24 protein-coding genes are annotated in these 16285 nt (G+C 62.8%); 14 read left to right on the top strand and 10 right to left on the bottom strand.

Translation table 11 applies throughout. The features are described 5' to 3' along the window. Nucleotides 1-62 precede the first annotated feature (62 nt). The 7 genes from ACYP5B_RS34730 to ACYP5B_RS34700 form a co-directional block, all read right to left on the bottom strand. Nucleotides 63-863 (bottom strand): hypothetical protein, encoded by an 801-nt coding sequence (locus ACYP5B_RS34730; RefSeq protein ID WP_459572675.1) that lies wholly within the window; start codon nucleotides 861-863, stop codon nucleotides 63-65. Between the two features lie 91 nt (nucleotides 864-954). Next, entirely contained in the window at nucleotides 955-1734 is a 780-nt protein-coding gene (locus ACYP5B_RS34725; RefSeq protein ID WP_459572674.1) for a hypothetical protein, read from the bottom strand. A 101-nt stretch (nucleotides 1735-1835) separates the two neighbouring features. Then, nucleotides 1836-2252, bottom strand: coding sequence for a hypothetical protein (locus ACYP5B_RS34720; RefSeq protein WP_459572673.1), 417 nt, complete (start codon nucleotides 2250-2252; stop codon nucleotides 1836-1838). Nucleotides 2253-2328: 76 nt separating this feature from the next. Continuing rightward, nucleotides 2329-2811, bottom strand: a complete 483-nt coding sequence (locus ACYP5B_RS34715; RefSeq protein ID WP_459572672.1) for a hypothetical protein — start codon at nucleotides 2809-2811, stop codon at nucleotides 2329-2331. A 130-nt stretch (nucleotides 2812-2941) separates the two neighbouring features. Continuing rightward, nucleotides 2942-3145: a hypothetical protein gene (locus ACYP5B_RS34710; protein WP_459572671.1), complete on the bottom strand. Its 204-nt coding sequence runs from the start codon at nucleotides 3143-3145 to the stop codon at nucleotides 2942-2944. Between the two features lie 83 nt (nucleotides 3146-3228). Continuing rightward, a complete protein-coding gene (locus tag ACYP5B_RS34705) occupies nucleotides 3229-3687 on the bottom strand; it encodes a hypothetical protein (protein WP_459572670.1) in 459 nt (152 codons plus the stop codon). A gap of 371 nt (nucleotides 3688-4058) precedes the next feature. Continuing rightward, nucleotides 4059-4541: a hypothetical protein gene (locus ACYP5B_RS34700; protein WP_459572669.1), complete on the bottom strand. Its 483-nt coding sequence runs from the start codon at nucleotides 4539-4541 to the stop codon at nucleotides 4059-4061. Nucleotides 4542-4747: 206 nt separating this feature from the next. Here ACYP5B_RS34700 and ACYP5B_RS34695 point away from each other — a divergent pair, with 206 nt between their 5' ends. From ACYP5B_RS34695 to ACYP5B_RS34630, 14 genes are all read left to right on the top strand, one after another. Beyond that, nucleotides 4748-5191, top strand: coding sequence for a hypothetical protein (locus ACYP5B_RS34695; protein WP_459572668.1), 444 nt, complete (start codon nucleotides 4748-4750; stop codon nucleotides 5189-5191). Between the two features lie 2 nt (nucleotides 5192-5193). After that, a complete protein-coding gene (locus ACYP5B_RS34690) occupies nucleotides 5194-6654 on the top strand; it encodes a 3'-5' exonuclease (protein WP_459572667.1) in 1461 nt (486 codons plus the stop codon). A gap of 69 nt (nucleotides 6655-6723) precedes the next feature. Further along, nucleotides 6724-7914, top strand: coding sequence for a DUF1173 family protein (locus ACYP5B_RS34685; RefSeq protein WP_459572666.1), 1191 nt, complete (start codon nucleotides 6724-6726; stop codon nucleotides 7912-7914). Between the two features lie 80 nt (nucleotides 7915-7994). Then, nucleotides 7995-9182 (top strand): hypothetical protein, encoded by a 1188-nt coding sequence (locus ACYP5B_RS34680; protein WP_459572665.1) that lies wholly within the window; start codon nucleotides 7995-7997, stop codon nucleotides 9180-9182. Next, nucleotides 9179-9577: a DNA translocase FtsK gene (locus ACYP5B_RS34675; RefSeq protein ID WP_459572664.1), complete on the top strand. Its 399-nt coding sequence runs from the start codon at nucleotides 9179-9181 to the stop codon at nucleotides 9575-9577. The genes ACYP5B_RS34680 and ACYP5B_RS34675 overlap by 4 nt, the downstream gene beginning before the upstream one ends. Before the next feature lie 279 nt (nucleotides 9578-9856). Beyond that, nucleotides 9857-10120 (top strand): hypothetical protein, encoded by a 264-nt coding sequence (locus ACYP5B_RS34670; protein ID WP_459572663.1) that lies wholly within the window; start codon nucleotides 9857-9859, stop codon nucleotides 10118-10120. After that, on the top strand, nucleotides 10117-10335 hold the full coding sequence (locus ACYP5B_RS34665) for a hypothetical protein (RefSeq protein WP_459572662.1): 219 nt from the start codon (nucleotides 10117-10119) through the stop codon (nucleotides 10333-10335). The genes ACYP5B_RS34670 and ACYP5B_RS34665 overlap by 4 nt, the downstream gene beginning before the upstream one ends. Then, nucleotides 10335-10592: a hypothetical protein gene (locus tag ACYP5B_RS34660; RefSeq protein WP_459572661.1), complete on the top strand. Its 258-nt coding sequence runs from the start codon at nucleotides 10335-10337 to the stop codon at nucleotides 10590-10592. Before ACYP5B_RS34665 ends, ACYP5B_RS34660 begins: the two co-directional genes overlap by 1 nt. A 62-nt stretch (nucleotides 10593-10654) precedes the next feature. After that, nucleotides 10655-11677: a phage Gp37/Gp68 family protein gene (locus ACYP5B_RS34655; protein WP_459572676.1), complete on the top strand. Its 1023-nt coding sequence runs from the start codon at nucleotides 10655-10657 to the stop codon at nucleotides 11675-11677. Between the two features lie 41 nt (nucleotides 11678-11718). Continuing rightward, complete coding sequence (locus tag ACYP5B_RS34650; RefSeq protein ID WP_459572660.1) at nucleotides 11719-12042, top strand: hypothetical protein; 324 nt, start codon at nucleotides 11719-11721, stop codon at nucleotides 12040-12042. Further along, a complete protein-coding gene (locus ACYP5B_RS34645; RefSeq protein WP_459572659.1) occupies nucleotides 12035-12157 on the top strand; it encodes a hypothetical protein in 123 nt (40 codons plus the stop codon). Before ACYP5B_RS34650 ends, ACYP5B_RS34645 begins: the two co-directional genes overlap by 8 nt. Before the next feature lie 71 nt (nucleotides 12158-12228). Next, nucleotides 12229-12837 (top strand): hypothetical protein, encoded by a 609-nt coding sequence (locus ACYP5B_RS34640; protein ID WP_459572657.1) that lies wholly within the window; start codon nucleotides 12229-12231, stop codon nucleotides 12835-12837. 51 nt (nucleotides 12838-12888) lie between these two features. After that, nucleotides 12889-13818 carry a DNA/RNA non-specific endonuclease gene (locus ACYP5B_RS34635; RefSeq protein WP_459572656.1) on the top strand — a complete coding sequence of 310 codons (930 nt, stop codon included), beginning with the start codon at nucleotides 12889-12891 and terminating at the stop codon, nucleotides 13816-13818. A 17-nt stretch (nucleotides 13819-13835) separates the two neighbouring features. Beyond that, entirely contained in the window at nucleotides 13836-13991 is a 156-nt protein-coding gene (locus tag ACYP5B_RS34630) for a hypothetical protein (protein ID WP_459572655.1), read from the top strand. 158 nt (nucleotides 13992-14149) lie between these two features. On the opposite strand, the gene ACYP5B_RS34625 is transcribed toward ACYP5B_RS34630, so the two are convergent. From ACYP5B_RS34625 to ACYP5B_RS34615, 3 genes are read right to left on the bottom strand one after another with little or no spacing between them, the layout of a single operon-like run. Continuing rightward, nucleotides 14150-14458 (bottom strand): hypothetical protein, encoded by a 309-nt coding sequence (locus tag ACYP5B_RS34625; protein WP_459572654.1) that lies wholly within the window; start codon nucleotides 14456-14458, stop codon nucleotides 14150-14152. Further along, a complete protein-coding gene (locus ACYP5B_RS34620) occupies nucleotides 14443-14814 on the bottom strand; it encodes a hypothetical protein (protein WP_459572653.1) in 372 nt (123 codons plus the stop codon). The genes ACYP5B_RS34625 and ACYP5B_RS34620 overlap by 16 nt, the downstream gene beginning before the upstream one ends. 3 nt (nucleotides 14815-14817) lie before the next feature. After that, entirely contained in the window at nucleotides 14818-15987 is a 1170-nt protein-coding gene (locus ACYP5B_RS34615) for an integrase domain-containing protein (protein WP_459572652.1), read from the bottom strand. Nucleotides 15988-16285: the final 298 nt, after the last annotated feature.

Below are 16285 nucleotides of genomic sequence, written 5' to 3'. Positions count from 1 at the left end.
AGCGTGCGCAACGGCTCATACCAATGAGACATGATGCCCTCCGAATAATAGAAAAGCCCCGACTAAGCGGGGCATGGATGAATGGCTGAGAGAAGGTGTTGGCCTTCGACGGCTGTGTATTGGTCGACAAATCGCCACAGGTGGTCCCAAGCCTCGTGCGAGACGCGGAATTCCCAGTGGGCGTTGTACTTAATGATGTCGAGGTGGGGGAAGGTGCGGCGCTGCGGCGTGACAAACGTCTCAGACAATGGGAACTGCCTGAGACATGCCGCCAATGGCGCATAGTCCGCCCATGTGGCGAACGCGATCATGGCCTCCATTACCTCGCGAGCAGGCTTTTCAGACCAGTCGCAAAGGGTGCGCTCCCGCCCAGCCAATTTCGCTTCGCAGGACTCCATCTTCGTGCGGAGAATCACCTGTGTGGCGGTTCGCTTTATCAGGAAATTCTCGTCCAGGCCAAACGCGCGCTCCAGTATCGCTACCGCCTGCCCGTAGGCGATCTTCTGGCCTTGTTGGCCATACTTCGCTTCAAGCAGACGCCAGAAGCTATCCAGGTCGGGCTCGGTACCGGACTCGATCACTTGCCAGATATTGCGTTCGCCATCCAGGAGAACGCTGGTCTCGTCGATCGCCAGTGCCACATCGGGTGGCCCAAAGCAAACGCTGGCTTTAGCAACAATCTTGGTGACCAGGCGGCGGTACAGTGCGACCAGCGCCTTGTGGTCGTCGTGCGGAAGAGGCATCTTAACTACGGTGCACTCATGATTCCCGAACACGCGATCCTCCATCATGAGGACCTGTTGATATGCGGTGCGACTGCTGTGCTGCGCGGCCTTGAACGCCCGGACGATATGTTGGTACATCGATGCTCCAGATAGCGGAGCACGGCCCGTGGGGCGCGTGCCCCAAGGGTTAGGTGTTGTCGAGAATGGTGATGCGGTGTTGCCCGTGCGACTAGTCGCGCTCGGCCATGAAGCTGGCACCGTACTCGCCGATGAACAGCATCAGTTGCTCGGCCAGTTCGTGCGAGAACTTGAATTCCCACAGATCTTTGAAGAACACGAGGTCCAGGCCTGGGAGGCTCAGTTTCTGACGGTAGGAGTACTCGAAGGTATGGACGCCGATGCTGTTGAGCCTGCGGGCAAGCTCGTTCTCGCCAGCCTTCCCCGCAAAGGTTGCCAGTGCGGCCAAACACTCTGCGGTGGGCTGTTGGCTGTGATAGCCAACGCGGCGGGATCCTCCCGATGCTTCTGAATGGGTCGTCTTGCGCAGGATTACCGCGGACGCGGTCCTCTCAACCTCCTTCCGACGAGCGAGTCCAAAGGATCTGACGAGGTGCTGCGCAGCTTGCTGATATGCCAATCTCGCGCCCCCACCAGCCCCATAGGTCGCTTGGAGCGAGCACCAAAGAGCATCAAGGTCCGGCGTTTTGCCTTTCCGAAGATCTTGATGAAGGTCCAGCCCTGCGCGTTTGTGTTCCGCTGAGTCGTCAAGTACGAGGCGGCCGCCCGGGGGCGCAAACTCCCTGCGCGCACGGTTGACAATTCCACCGGCCAGACTAATGCAAAAGCCCTCAAGCTCGGATGCGGTTCTATCTTGGCTCCGGATCGACACCGCATAGGTATGTGCGGCGTGGTCCCTCAGCTGTTCCCGCTCGAAGGAAGCCGCAGCGGCATACGCTGCTTCCGCCTCGTTCTGGGCTTGGATAAAGCGTTCGATAATTTCTTTGTACATGGTCTTTCGCAAAAAATTTGCCGGAGACCCCCCACCGGGAAGTCTCCCGGCTGGGTTGAGGTACTTTGCCGCAAGTGCGGCCGTTCAATACATGAGCAAGGTCAGGCCTGCTCGCAGTCCCGCACGTAGCGGGCGATGGCACCAATCAGCGCCTCCGCGCGATCGGCGTTGGCAGTCTGCAGGCCGTAGCGCTGCAACTCTTCCACGACAGCGGCAAAGGCGCGACGCACCCGCTCACTGCCGTCATCTGGCATGGCCTCGAAATAGGCGTGGCCGACGCGATCCTGGACGGTGAGATACCCCGAAGACCTCGCGCGCTCATTTGACCGGTCCGCGGCCTGCGCCATCCGGCCCAACTCTCTTCGCGCGGTTTCGATGCCTTCCGGCTTGCCGGCCTCGAGCAGGTGGCGAAGAGACGGAAGGATCTCGGCCCACGTCGGTGTGGCGTCGACAAACTTGACCGTGCTGCCCGATTGGCCAGCGGTGTTGTCGATATGGGTAAGGGTGGAAGTGGACATATGGTTCCCTGATAGGGGTGAAGGGGAGTCCGTCCGCGAGGGATAGCCCCCGGGGAGAGAAAAGAAACAGTTCGGCTCAGTGGTGCGGGAGTGCTAGAACGTCGGGCATCGGTACGAAGCCGAGTGCCAGCCAGTTCGCGACCGGGTGGTCGGGAAAGTCCGGTACTGCACCGAGATAGAGCGCTGGAATATCCAGTTCGTCTCGTTGGCCATCCCAGCATTCCTGCCTGTAGCGGCGGCTCAGTAGAGACCAGGTCAGCTCCGCTCGCGCGATGTGGTCCCATTGCGCCGGCAACTTGCCTTCGTCAAAGATCCGCTCGCCGCGGCGGTTCATGCAGGCCACGACCTCGTAGTACCGCCCGAAATCATGGGGGAAGCCCTGGCGAACAAACGACAGCACGCAGGCATCGTGGGTGCCAAAGATGCGGTTTAGCTGCCGGATATAGACCGCGCACTCGACTTGCGAGCGCTCACGATAGTCATCCTGGCCGACCTGGGCACACTCCTCATCGTAGGGCGTAGGACCGACCTCGATCTTGTTGGAACGGGAGATGTACATCTAATTTCCTCAGCAAACATACCGGGAAACGCCCTTCGGGCCGATTCCCACAGGGATAAGTGGTAGGCCGTGCGAGCCCAAGGGATCGCACGACAGGAGTAAAAGGAGGATCCGGCGCGCTAACGCGGTCTTAGCCCCGCGGACCGGAGAGCTGGTTGAAAGACGAGATGGTCCATGCGCCGATAATCGACATCGCGATAGTCAGGCACGAGGCAAGTTGCAGCGTTAGCAGGGAGAGATTTGCCGTCGTGACGATGAAGAACAGGGCAGCAAATAGCAGGACGACCAACGCAGCAGTGGCGAGGGCCGTTTCACGGGTCTCAAGAATAGACATGATGGCACGGAATGAAGATGGAGCCATGCCCCATGGGGACGTGGCCCCATGGGGTACAAAGGATGCAGTGAAATGACCAATGGTCAGCAGTGATCGAACCGGAAGGTAGCGCCGTGATCACTGACAAAGGCGAGCAGCTTCTCGCCCTCTTCCGCGTCAAAGCGGAACTCGCACCAGCCCTTGTTGAACAACATACGAAGGCCAGGAAGTTGCCGCGACAAATGCGAGTACGGCAAGGTCAGATCCAGGCCTTCAATCGCGACCGCCAACTCGGCAAAGCCGCTAGTACTCGCGAACTGAGCGAGCGCCGCGAACGAGCAACGCATGTTCTCGATGCTCGTGGCACACATACGATTCGAGTCCCCGAAGAGGAAGCTCTTGCGCAAGACCACTGCGCTCACGGGCTGGCGTTCAAGTTCGCGCTTGGACAGCAGGAAGCGCCTAACGATCTCCTTTGCTGCGCTGCGCGATTCGGCATGAATGGCGGCCTGGTCGGCTGCGACTCGTGTATTCAGAATGGTTTGTTGGGAAAGTGCATGCATGGTGGTGCTCCAAAGATTGGGAACACCCCCTTGCGGGATGTGTATCCCGAAGGGTGGAAAAATGGCGTGAGGTTCCGTCAGCGCGATGCGCTGGCCGGATCGATGAAAAGACAAATGCGGTTAGACCAACGACGAGGAACGTCGAAGATCACCGTACCGCTAAACGGAAAAGAAATGCGTTGCTTGCACCTGAAAGGTCAAGCAAACCTGAACATGGGACAGGCACCAAGAATTGGATATGGAGCCTGCCCATCGAGGACAAGCCTCTATGGCAGAAAAGACATGCTGCCGATGAAATTCGGCAAGGGTCGATGCGTCGGAGACGCTGGAGTAGCCCGCAGGATACCGCAAAGCGTGCCGCTGATAAAGCCCTATGCTTCCGGGGGCACGCCAGCCTTACGCAAGCGGTTCACGACGCTCGCCCGATAGCGTGCCGTCTCGGCTGGGTCCTGCATGGAAGCGTAGTCCGGCATGCGCTCCTGCCCCGGCTTGCCCCCGGGCTGTTCAAAGCCAGCGGGGTCCAGCCCGTGATGTGCAGCGTGTAGCTGCGAGACAGACCATGAAAGCTCAAACGTGGCAATGGTGTCCCAACGGCCAGGGATAGCATCAGCATCGAACCAGTGCATACCCGCACCCTGCATGTACGCAACGACCGCGTATTCGCTCCCTTTGTCCGATGGCGTTGCCTGCACTTCGAAGCGCAAGAGATCGGCCGGGGGATGCCAGAACACCCGATCCAGCATCCTTCGATAGGCCAGCGCGTCGATGGTGGCCAGCTCACGGTAGTACGGCTCGCCGGGAGCAGCGAATGCCCGCTCATCGCGGGGCCGGGTGCCAAGGCAGATTTCCATCATGGCCTGTGTCTTGTCGTTGTCTGGTCGTCGGGAGAGGGGCTGGCCGGCGATCCGGCATAAGAGACGCAAAATGATACGTCATTCGCCGGCTCATTCGTCCGGATTAGCGCCGACAATATTGTCGGCCGCAATGGGCCCGGCCGCCACCTTGACTTTGCGCACGGACCCGTATGCTGGATTAATAGAGTACTCATCCGATCCAGACCATGCGCTTCACCCGCTACGAACGCCACAACGCCATCGACTTCAATGCTCGCCGCCAGGCCGCCTTTGCCCGCAAGCAAGCACGCGAGCGCGAGCGCTATCCGCTCTTCGGCGACCACATTGCCTCGGAACAGCATACGATGGACGAAGAGATTGCGCGCCGCACGGTCAGGGCGGATTCGTTCGAGCACAGGATGCGCGCACTCAACGCCCGCTGCTGGCGCGACGCCCGCAAGATCTATTTCGCCCAGGCCGAAGCCGTGCGCGCCGAGATCCGCGCCAAGTGGGCGGCATGGCGCGGCCCGACCACCTCGACCTACTTCGCATGGCTGGTCGACGTGGAGAGCGGCAACCAGGCACGCCGCGTTGCCGCCTGCGAGGCGCAACACGCCGCTGCGCGTACGGCACGCGGCGCCCTGCCAGTGCAAGAACGGCTGGCCGTCTGATCATGCGACCGACCGAAGAGCAGCAGGAGGCCGTGGCGGCGGTCACCGCTGGCGGCCCCGTCAAGGTAAAGGCTTACGCCGGCGCGGGCAAGACCACTTTCCTGCGGATGGCATCCGAGGCACGCCCGCGCTCGCGCGGCCTCTATTTGGCTTTCAACAAGGACATTGCACAGGAGGCGCAGCGCAAGTTTCCATCGAACACGCGCTGCCGCACCGTGCACTCGCTAGCTTTCGGTTCGACCTCGCCCGACATCACCCGCAAGCTCAGGTACCCGGTTGAGCCGAGCCACAACCTGGCGATCCGCTATGGCATCGGGCCCTTGCGCCTGCCGACCACGATCGGCAAGACCGTCGAACTCACCACCGCCAAGCTTGGCCGCATGGTGATGGACGGCATGGCCCGTTTCTGCTCCTCCGCACAGGCCGAACCGCAGGCGTGGCACATCTCAGTCGATCCTCTAATCGATGAGGAGTTAGCCGACGCGCTGCGCGACGAACTGCTGCCGCACGTCCAGACGCTCTGGCGGGAAGGCACAGATCCGAACGGGATGGCAGCGATCGGCCATGCGGTCTATGTCAAGGCATGGCAGTTGAGCCGCCCGCGGATTCCGGCGGACTTCATCCTGTTCGACGAAGCGCAGGACGCCGACGGCCTGATGCTGTCGGTGCTGCGCGCCCAGTCTTCGCAGGTCGTCTACGTGGGTGATCCGTACCAGCAGATCTACGAGTGGCGCGGCGCGGTCAATGCGATGGACCATATTAAGGCCCCCGAGAAGGGCCTCACCGAGTCGTTTCGCTTCGGGCCGGCCATTGCCAGCCTGGCGAGCCGCATGTTGCGCCTGATGGACGAGGAAGTCCCGGTGCGCGGCCAGGCAGCCATCGCCTCGCGAGTCGTACGGCACGCCGCCCCCGGCGAGATCCGGCCAAACGCGATTCTCTGCCGCAAGAACACGACCTTGCTCGCCAAGGTGGCCGAAGGGCTTCAGCGTGGCCACAAGGTCGCTGCCCGCACGAAGAAGGAAGAGCTTCTCGCTTTCATCGACGGCGCCGAGCGCCTGCTCGCCGGCCAGCGTACCCACTATCCGCCCGCCCTGTCCCTCTTCGAAAACTGGCTGGACGTGCAGGAGCACGCGGAATCGTTCGCCGGCCGGGACCTGCAGCCGTTGGTGAAACTCATTGATGAGCAGGGGCCGACCTACCTGCGCCAGTTGCTGGCCGCAATCGCCCCCGAGGAAGCCGCCGACTACGTGGTGTCTACCGTCCACAAGGCGAAGGGACTGGAATGGCCCATCGTGACGCTGGCAGACGACTTCCGCTTCCGGCGCGAGGACGACGCCAGAGAGACGCTACCCACGGACGAGAAGCGCTTGCTCTACGTCGCCATGACCCGCGCGCAGGGCACGCTGGATATTTCCGCGATCGACCGAAGCCTGCAGGCGGTATTCCGCGACGCCGGCGTCTGACTATACATAGGAGAAAAGAATCGGATGATTACAGTTCGAATCGGCAGGCAAGAGCACAACCTGGAGCAGGTGCTGGAGGCGCCCGCCGACTATGCCCGCGCACTGGACCGCGCCAAGACCCAGCTGGGCTACGCGGAATGCGGTTGTAGCATTGCCTCGCCGCGTCCGAAGCTGGTGATCCGCCGCCACGGCAAGATCTTCATCCTCGCTCGCTGGCCAGATGACCCGCGGCCGCACCGGGACGGCTGTCCATTCCATGACCGGACTTCGCGCGGAAGCGGGGCGCCGACCGATCACGACGCTTTCAAGTCCGCCGGCGGCGTCCATGACGTGCGGCTCGACGTCTCCTTGAAGGTCGCCGCTGAAGAGCCGGCCAGCGACAGCAGACGCCAGCCGTCCGCGTCCGGCTCGCGCAGCCAGCGCCGCGCCGCGCCCTTGCTGGCGTTCCTGCAGTATGCGTGGCAGTCCGCGGGCTTGCACGTCTGGCCCGGCCATGGCCGACGCGGCTGGAATGCCTGCTGGTCGCGCCTCGTGGCCGAACTCTCTGAGTGCAAGATCAATGGGCGGCCCGGCAGCGAGGTGTTGCACGTGATGGAGCGTTGGGACGAGTCGCGTAGGACCGAGCTGGGTGAGGCACTCGATACCTTCCACAATCGCGCCAGAGCGGGCAAGGACGCCTACCAGCGTGGCCTGATCATCGGTGAGGTTGCCGAACTAAAGCCGAGTCCGCACGGCCACAAGCTAAAGCTTCGGCAGGCAAGCCATTGGTATTACCTAACGAACGATTTGCATGAGCAGTTCCAGCGGAAGTACGCAATGGCGCTGACCGGCGTCGATCGGGAGGACTTGCGCTGCGTGGCCGTGCTGGCCTTCGAGAAGTCCCGCCAGGACTACCTTAACGTGATGGACTTGGCCGCCATGCTGGCGAACCCGACCTTCATTCCTTGCGATTCGTCCTACGAGGCGGCGATGGCCGACCGCCTGATCGCCGAAGGCCGTGCCTTCGAGAAGCCGCTTCGACACGTCGATCGGGCGCCGGTGCACCCTGATTTCCGGCTCACCGACACCACGCAGCCAACCGTGATCGAGGTGCTTGGTCTCGCCGGCGATCCGGAATATGACCGACGCATGGCGGAAAAACGCGCCCACTACCAGCAGGCAGGCATTCCGCTCGTTGAATGGACGCCGAGCATACAGGCGCTGGCGCAACTCAAGCTGCCGCCGGCAACGCGACATCAGCTCAATACCACAACCGCTTGACTTTTGCGTTAGCGGGCTAGGCTGGATCAGTCCCAACCCGCTGGCCGCCCATCGCCCATCGTCTCTTTCCATTTGTGAGCATGTCTTCCCATTCCGCCCATAGTAAGGCAGGCGCCCTGACCGACGCCACGTCGTTCCCACTTGGCCCGTTGACCGCGCAGCAGACGCAGGACGCGCTTGCGCTCTATCACAGCCTGCCCCACCACACGGCCTCCGGCGAGGCAGTCATTCGCCGCGCGGCCACGACCGCCTATACCAACGGCTTCCAGGACGCCAAGCGATGCTTCGCCGGTGCCACGACTGCAGCGCCCGAGAGCGCCGTGCACCATGCCGAACCCGATGTCGCCTTGCTGGCCAGCATCGCGACCTGCCTGGATCACGGCTTCGGCACACTCACCACGGGCCGCCAGAAGGCGCTGCTCGCCGCCGCCCGCAAGGTGTACGACGAAGTGGTCGGCATTGGTTACTACAGACAGGAGAACCGCCGGGACTATCTGCGCTGGCTGTCCAACGAGATCCCGGGCGGCGAGCGGGATTCCAACAAGTTCCAGGCCGCATTTCCCGAAGGCGTTTCCCCGCCGCAATCCGCACCGGTGGCACAGGCGATGACCGAAGCGGAAAGCCTGGCACTGGCCGCGCAGGCAGGTTGGGCGCTGAGACGCAATGGTGGTATCGATTGGTTGGTGGCCGGCAGCAACCCCAAGGGAAAGCTGCTCGATCTGGTTGCCAACATCGAGCGCGCCATCCTGGCCAAAGCTGGCCCGAGCCGGCTGATCGCCAGTGCGCAACAGGCGCAGCCCGCGGGCGGCGGGGATGGATGGGTCAGCGTCAACGACTGCCTGCCGCCGTATGAGACAGACGAGCGTGTGTTGGTCTACACCGAGGGCGCGGACTTCGCCGGCGAGATGTTCTTCGACATCAAGGCCGACGACCTATACCCGACGCCGACCGAGAACAGCCTGGAAGGCGGTGACGCGCGTACTGAGGTGGCCGCAGCCGCTACACACTGGATGCCGCGACCACAGCCCGCGGCTGCCGCAAGACAGCAGGCGCACGGCAGGGCGCTATCGGACATAGCTCGCGAGGTTGACATGCGCTGCGCCGAGATCTTTTCGGAAGATGCGCGTCAGATGCAACTAGCCGGAACCTACGGCGCGCTCGCGGCGCGATACGCTGGGTGCGCCGCCATGCTAGTGCGCTACATCCGCTCCACCTCGTCCCAACATGAGCCAGACCACCCAACTACCCGTCCGAGCGAACAAGCATGACCGGCACTGTCGTACTACGTGACCTGCACCTTACGACTCCCGAGGCGTTCGACGCCGCCTACGCGGAAGCAGTCCGTCTGGTTCACACCCACCGCGCGGCCTCGATTTCGCTGGTGCAGCGCTATCTGCGCGTCGGCTACGAGCCCGCGCGCGCTTTGCTGGCCCGCATGGTTCGCGAAACCACGTTCGTGCGGACCATGCCAGGTGGCCTCTATCTGTATGCGCCCGAACCACTCGCGAGTGAGCTGAAAGCGTTGCATGGGTTCGTCACCGACATCCTCTTGATCTGCGAGCGCGGCACCCTCGACGCGCAGGCGGTGCGACAGATCGGTCTCAAGCATGCGCTACTGGACTACGTGCAGCGTGGCAAAGAGCCGCGCCCAACGGACGAATGACATGCCAGGGACGGAGACTTGACTTTGCGGAACGATCGGTAGCTTGGATATGCCAGACCCTGTCGCCGCCGCCAAAGCCCCCCAGTTGAATCGGGCCTCCATTCCAGACATCGCCAACTTCCTCCAGCCATGCCGAATCCAAACTTATCTCCTACCCCTCTCCCCGACAGCCCGGTCACAACCCTGCTCGTGCGTCTTGCCCGATGGATCGACAGAGAGGCCAGTCGGCAGAATACACTCCCCGACCACGCGTGCGCAGAATGCGTCCTAGGCGGCGAGATGGTTGTCACCGGCTTTCGCTGCGCCGTGCATGAAGCGCGCGCGCTGCTCGCCCCTCCCGCCAGCGGGGTGAATCTTGCGGGCGCCTCGATCGGGCAGCAGAAAGCAGTCACCCTAGCCGAGCAGGCGGACCCACATGCCAATGCACCGCAAACGGATGCATGCACTCGCCACTGGATTGAGTGTGCGGCCGATGAGGGAGATGCAGAGCTGCATTGCGCTGCAGAGCATCCCGGCAATAAGGGCGAAAAGGCTACCTCGTGATGTTCGAAGGACGCAGCTACAAACAAACTGGCTACAAGGGCCGCGCGATTCGTTTTGCAGACCTGGATTCCGGTGTTGCCACCACGGCCTACAGCTACGCCATGTCGAACGAAGAGCGAGATGCAATGGCGCGCCGAATTACAGCCGCCTTGAACTTCACGCGCAACCTCACGGTGGAAGATATGGAAGCCGCATTCTACAAAGGAGACGCCTGATGGGCTACATCAATCCGCTACTGAAGCTGCCGGCAGCCAGCGGGCTTCTGCGAATGCCGGCAGAGCAGCGCCGGGCAATCGCGCTTGTGCTCCGCGAGCTTCGTGACCAAGCGAATACCGAAGCTGAGCAAGCCTGGCGCAGGCGGAAGGGGCCGATGGCGGCGTACTGGCGCGCGGTATCCACCTACGCCCGCCACCTCGCACACGCATTGGAGCAACCAAAGATCGGCACCGCGACTGGGGAGGGTAACGCGTGAGCGAGAACACAAAAATCGAGTGGACCGACGCCACGTTCAATCCCTGACTCGGGTGCCAGGCGATCAGCCCCGCATGCCACAACTGCTATGCGGCCGACTGGGCCAAGCGCTATGGGCGCGACTTCACGCAGCGAACGCGGACTGCCTCGGGAAACTGGAAGCAACCGCTGCGCTGGGACACTCAGCACGCACGGTTCTTCTCCGCCCACGGCCGCCGCCGACGCATTTTCTGCGCCAGCTTGGCCGACGTATTCGACAACCAGGTCGATCCGGCATGGCGCGTCGACCTCCTGCAATTGATCGCCAACACCCCAAACCTCGACTGGCTCCTCCTGACGAAGCGGATCGGCAACGCGCATGCGATGCTCGATGATGCCCTCGCCGAGCTCTCCCATGGCCTAACCCAGTGGGCAGATGTACCGTGGCCCAATGTCTGGCTAGGCGCCACAGTCTGCAACCAGGAGGAGGCCGACCGCGACATCCCGAAGCTGATGGCAGTGCCGGCGCGGGTGCGCTTTCTAAGTATGGAGCCGCTGCTCGGGCCGGTGGATCTACGCCTGCCGGCTCTCGCCCAACGCTTCCCGCAGTATGGCACCCCACATGGCCACACCAGCGGCATTGGCCAGGGTGTCGACTGGGTGATTGCCGGCGGCGAGAGCGGCGCCCGCGCTCGGCCAATGCATCCAGACTGGGTGCGGAGCCTACGCGACCAGTGCTCGGCCGCCGGCGTGCCATTCCTGTTAAAGCAATGGGGCGAGTGGGGCCAATTCGTCAATGAGGATCACTACACTCACTGCGACGAGGAGCGCTGTGCCCATGCGTGGGTGGATCGCGAGACCGGGCTCAGCGGGAAGTGCTGGATCATCGACGACGATGGACGGTGGTCGAACTGGACCGGCAATCCACCAACGGACGACAAAGGCAATGTGCTCGATCGCGTCGCCGTCATGGGTTGGCACGGCAAACAGCGCAGCGGCCGCCTACTCGACAGCGTGTTGCACGACGCCTATCCCACTTGCCGGCAGGAGATGGTTTCCGCTGATGAGCACACCTCAGCGCTCGAACGCTCGGGACAATCGAACTGATCGGCCCAATCCCTATCTATGTACTGAAAGATCACTACCCGATGAACGAAGCAAACCTCGACCCAGAATTCCCCCAACCCGACACTGTGCTGGCAATCCGCGGTGCCATTGCTGTTGGCCGCCAGGGCGGGCCCAGGCCGCCCGACGGATCATGGCTGACCGAATTCTGGGAAATAGGCCATATCGCCCGCAACGCGGCCGATACGATGCGCGAGGCGATTGCCCCGTTCCAGCGCATGGTTGGCGACGAATCCGCTCACCTTCAGGACCACATCAACGCCCTCGACCGCGCCGTCGAGGGCATCGACGGGATCTATCAGGCGCGATCTGAGAATGCACAGGTGCCTGCCGATGGCCATGACTGACGCCGCACCCGGCACGCCGATCTCCCTACCCTCGCCCCCATCCATGCAACACGCCATCGCCGACTTGCTCGCCAAGACCGAGCAGTACCTCCAACTTAGACCGCTGAGCGCCTGACCGCGCCGAGCCGGGTGGGTCGCGGATCTTGGCATAATGCATCGCCAGATTCCCGCGATCCCGCCCAAACAATGTCAGACGACTTACTCAACTGCGCCCACTGCGACAGCCAGCCTCGATTCATCGCCAACCGCTTTGAGGCGGTTATCGCTTGCACTGGCTGCGGCATCACCACTCAACCACAATCCCTTGACGCCGGCTGCGACCAGGCCTTTACCGTCCTGCGCGGCATCTGGAACACCCGCGTGCGTCCCCGCCCCACCGAGCAGCACGAACTCTCCGCCATCATCCGCAAGGAACTGAGCACTTCTGACCTGTGCACGGTGCTCGCGCTGATCGCTCGCAACGAAGGCAATTGGACCGAGCGCGGGCCACTCTTCGCCGCCTTGGCCACAAAGCTGCTGCAGCCGGAGCCCATGCTGCAGGAGCTGATACCGGCGGAGACCCTACTCAAGGATGCCAGCCGCTACCGGAAACTCATGCGTCGCGCCAAAGTGATACAGATCGATGGGCGCCCGTGGCTCCACATCGAACCGATCGACGCGCTGCCCGCGACGGTCTCGGAAGAAGTATCCGGCGGCACGATCATCCTTGAGGAATTTCTGGCTCGTGTGCTCGACTGCACAGATGAGCATGGCGACACCCTTGCATCACCGCTCGGGAGGAAGCCGGCTGCTTGACTTCTTGCCAGCCTTGGCAAGATAGAGGCACATCGTCTCGGAACAACAAAGATGCTCAAGCCTCTGATCCTCGCCGCGGCCATCGCCGCATCCGTCAGCACCGTCGCCTACGCCAAAGGCCCAACGGAATGTCCGCACATCTTCGGCACCAACGGCCAGCCGCACGTCGCGACCACCGCCGCGCCCAGCCGCACGCAGTTCCTATGCTTCCGTGGATATGCCGTGCAGACGTCCGCCGCCACCCGCACGGCCCTCTGGTCCGCCGAGAACCTCACGGCCCAGGCCGTGCTGGCGGCTCGCGCCGTGCCGCGAGACAGCGACTTCTACGAGGAATCTTCGATTCCGGCAACCGACCGTGCATACCTTTCCGATTACCGGCGCGGCACCGGCCTTGATCGGGGCCACCTCGCGCCGTCGGCCGACTTCCCCGACCAGGCCTCGCAAGCCGAGAGCTTCAGTCTCGCCAACGTCGTGCCGCAATCCTCCATCAGCAATCGGAGGCTGTGGAGTCACATCGAGACGTCAACCCGCCGCATGGTGCGCGACTACGGCCAGGCATTCGTTGTGACCGGCCCGGCGTTCGATGCCGCGCAGCCGGCGCGTCTGAACGACCGAGTCGCCATCCCCAGTTACCTGTGGAAGGCAGTCTACGTGCCTAGTGTCGGCGCTGCCGCCTATGTGGCACGAAACGACGCGACCCCGTGGTACGCGGTCGTGAGCATCGCCGAACTGGCTAACCTCGCCGGCGTCGATCCTTTCCCGCGCCTCGACAGGGCATACCGGGAGACGCCGATGACGCTGCTTGCACCGACGCCGCATCCGGGCGAGAAGGCGGGCCGCAAGGTCAGCCTCACCACGCTCACATCCGCTGCTGTTGACCGCCCGGCGCTGCCCGATGCCCCTGAGGGCCAGGACCTTCGGCATCCTGTCCTCGGGTCCGGTGCCCTGCCCTTCATTCGGGCCGTCTTCGCCCGCCACTAAATAGATAGGAGAATTACATGGAACGCCTCAAGCAGATCATCCATACCTTCCGCACCGACGAGAAGGCCCGATCTGGCGTCATTTTCGTCATCGCCCTCATCCTGTTCTTTTGCTGGTGGGGCGCGACAGGCCACTGGGACGACTCCCCGTACCTGCCTGCCTTCCTGCGTTGATCCTCGGCAGGGGGCTCGCCGCGGGACCAGCTCGCGGCGCAACAAGCGGGTACACAAGGGGACCCCGAGCACATGAGTCCACCCTATTGGCGGAAAGACGCGTGTTTCTTGCGTCTTTCGAAGGACATTCCAGCGCCCAGGTCCGCGCCAGGTCCTCGCTATTGCAGGACCGCCCGCGTAATCGGCAACCCGATCTCTTCGGTCACGCACGGCAATACCGCCTGGTCGCGCGCGGCACACAGCACGGCCTCTACGTCAGCCATGATTAGCCAGGCAGAGAGCAACACGCCAAGCGCGGCAAAATCCAAGTTTCGACCCGGCAAGTCGCAACCGAAGAGAGCAAAGAGTTGCGCGGTCCGGTCGTTATCGGTTAAGCCCAGCCCGAGCATATCCAGACGACCTATTGCTGAAACTGTCGGCCCATCTTCTATGGCGCCGTTCGCCAAGTCACTCAGAAAGATCCCCACGGTCTCTCCCGGCTCCCGCCGCCCTGCGGTAGTTCGAGGTATGGATCGTCTGCCAGAAAGGCTTCGAAGTCCAACATGCACCCGGTCTGAACCGCCGGATCCGCTTCGATCAAATCGGCCACAACCACGCCCCACTCGGTGCGCAATCCCCGACGGAGCCGCTGCGCCTCTTTGACTGCATCCGCATAGAGTGGCCCACCCTCCGCTGCGCTCACACGCGCCACAGTGATGAGGTCTTCAGGCAGCGACACCAACGGCCATCCCGCCAACGCTTCGGCGCCAATCCCGCGCCTGACAACGTCGCAAACCTCGCCCATCGTGTACACACGATCCTCATACTGCTGGATTTCCGCCACGTTTCACTCCTCGGTATCTCTGATGACCGGCAGCCTTGCCAGCAGCCGGTACAGCGCCTGTCGCGTGATCCCCAACGCCTGCGCAGCCTTTGCCTTAACCCCACCGGCATCCGCCACTGCCTGAGCGGCCATTTCCGGTGTAGCGACCGGGCGCGACGCAGCCGCCTGGACTGAATAGGTAGACAGATACGCGTTGGCCTTCGTCTGCCGGCTGTGGCCAGCCGCCGCGACGATCTTGCGCATTGCCTCCTCGTGCCGCGCCCGATCTATCACCTTCCCGCCGCCCTTGATGGCCGCCGCCTGGCCAGCCGTCCGCTCATACATCTGGTGGAAGTACTGGTGCCGCAATCCGTGGGCAGTCACGCCGCATCCATTCTTCGTGACTCCGTGCTTTTCCAGCACACTATAGAAGTGCCGCCGCCACTGATCTTGCGTGTACGTCTGCGGTATCAACGTCCCGTACTTCGGGTTCGTTTCAGCCGCCAGCTCGGCGACCTCGATCAGCAGATCGTACTGCCAGGTGAACTCAATGCTCACATTGCGTGCCATTCCCCCTTTGGTCCCAGCCACGACGTGGAGATGCCCGGACGGCAGCACGCCCTGGATCGGCCGCAAGCGCCAGCTTTCCTTCGCCCGCAATCCAAACGCCGCTTCCAGCTTGAGTTGCAGCGCCACGTGCCTATCGGTCCCGGCAATCTCCGCGATCTTCGCCACGGCGTCCACCCCGTTTCCCGCCCACGAACGATCCTCGCGCGCGATGTAGCTCCGCTTGTAGTCTGCCGGCCGTTCCACGTAGTCGTCGAGCGATCCAACCATGTTGGTCTTCCCCATCCAGGAGGTGAGCGCCCGCAAGTGTGTCAGCCGCAGTTCCACCGTCCCGACGCTCAACTTTTGCTCCAGGACCCAGTAACGCACCAGCCACTGAATGTGCTTCTGTCTGAGGTTATACGGCGTTGTGAGAGCGAAGCCGCCCTCGCGAAGGTCCACAAACATCTTCAGCAGCGCTTGCGCGCGCTGACGTTGCGACATTTGCGACAGCGACCGACCACTGACTCGGGTTGTACTGTGCGGCGAATGCAGGTGCGCCGCGGCTAGCACCGCGAACGCCGATTTCAGACTCTCGGGGAGGTTGTATGCGGCCAGAACCGCGCGCAGGTTGATGCCCTTGCTCATCGTTGTTCTCTCCAACCACAGGCATCGCGAACTGCCTGCAGCGCGCCCAGCGGCGACTTGATGTGCTCAGTGAATTGCCGCCCCGAACGACACTCACCTCTTGGTGCGCCGGACTACCACGTCCAGCTAACCGGCCACCTTGCCGGAGTCCACTTCTTCCCGTCCTTTAGCGATGCCAACCGATCAGCCCTGAGCATGGAAACGATGCGTCCTGACTGTCCGCTATGCGAACACGCCGGCGTTCGCCTTGCGTGCCGCTGCGCGGCCATCCACCCGGTGCATCGTCCTGATGCCAGCA

It is taken from the genome of Cupriavidus sp. 8B (assembly GCF_054589115.1).
This window is presented reverse-complemented; position numbering and strand designations above follow the sequence as displayed.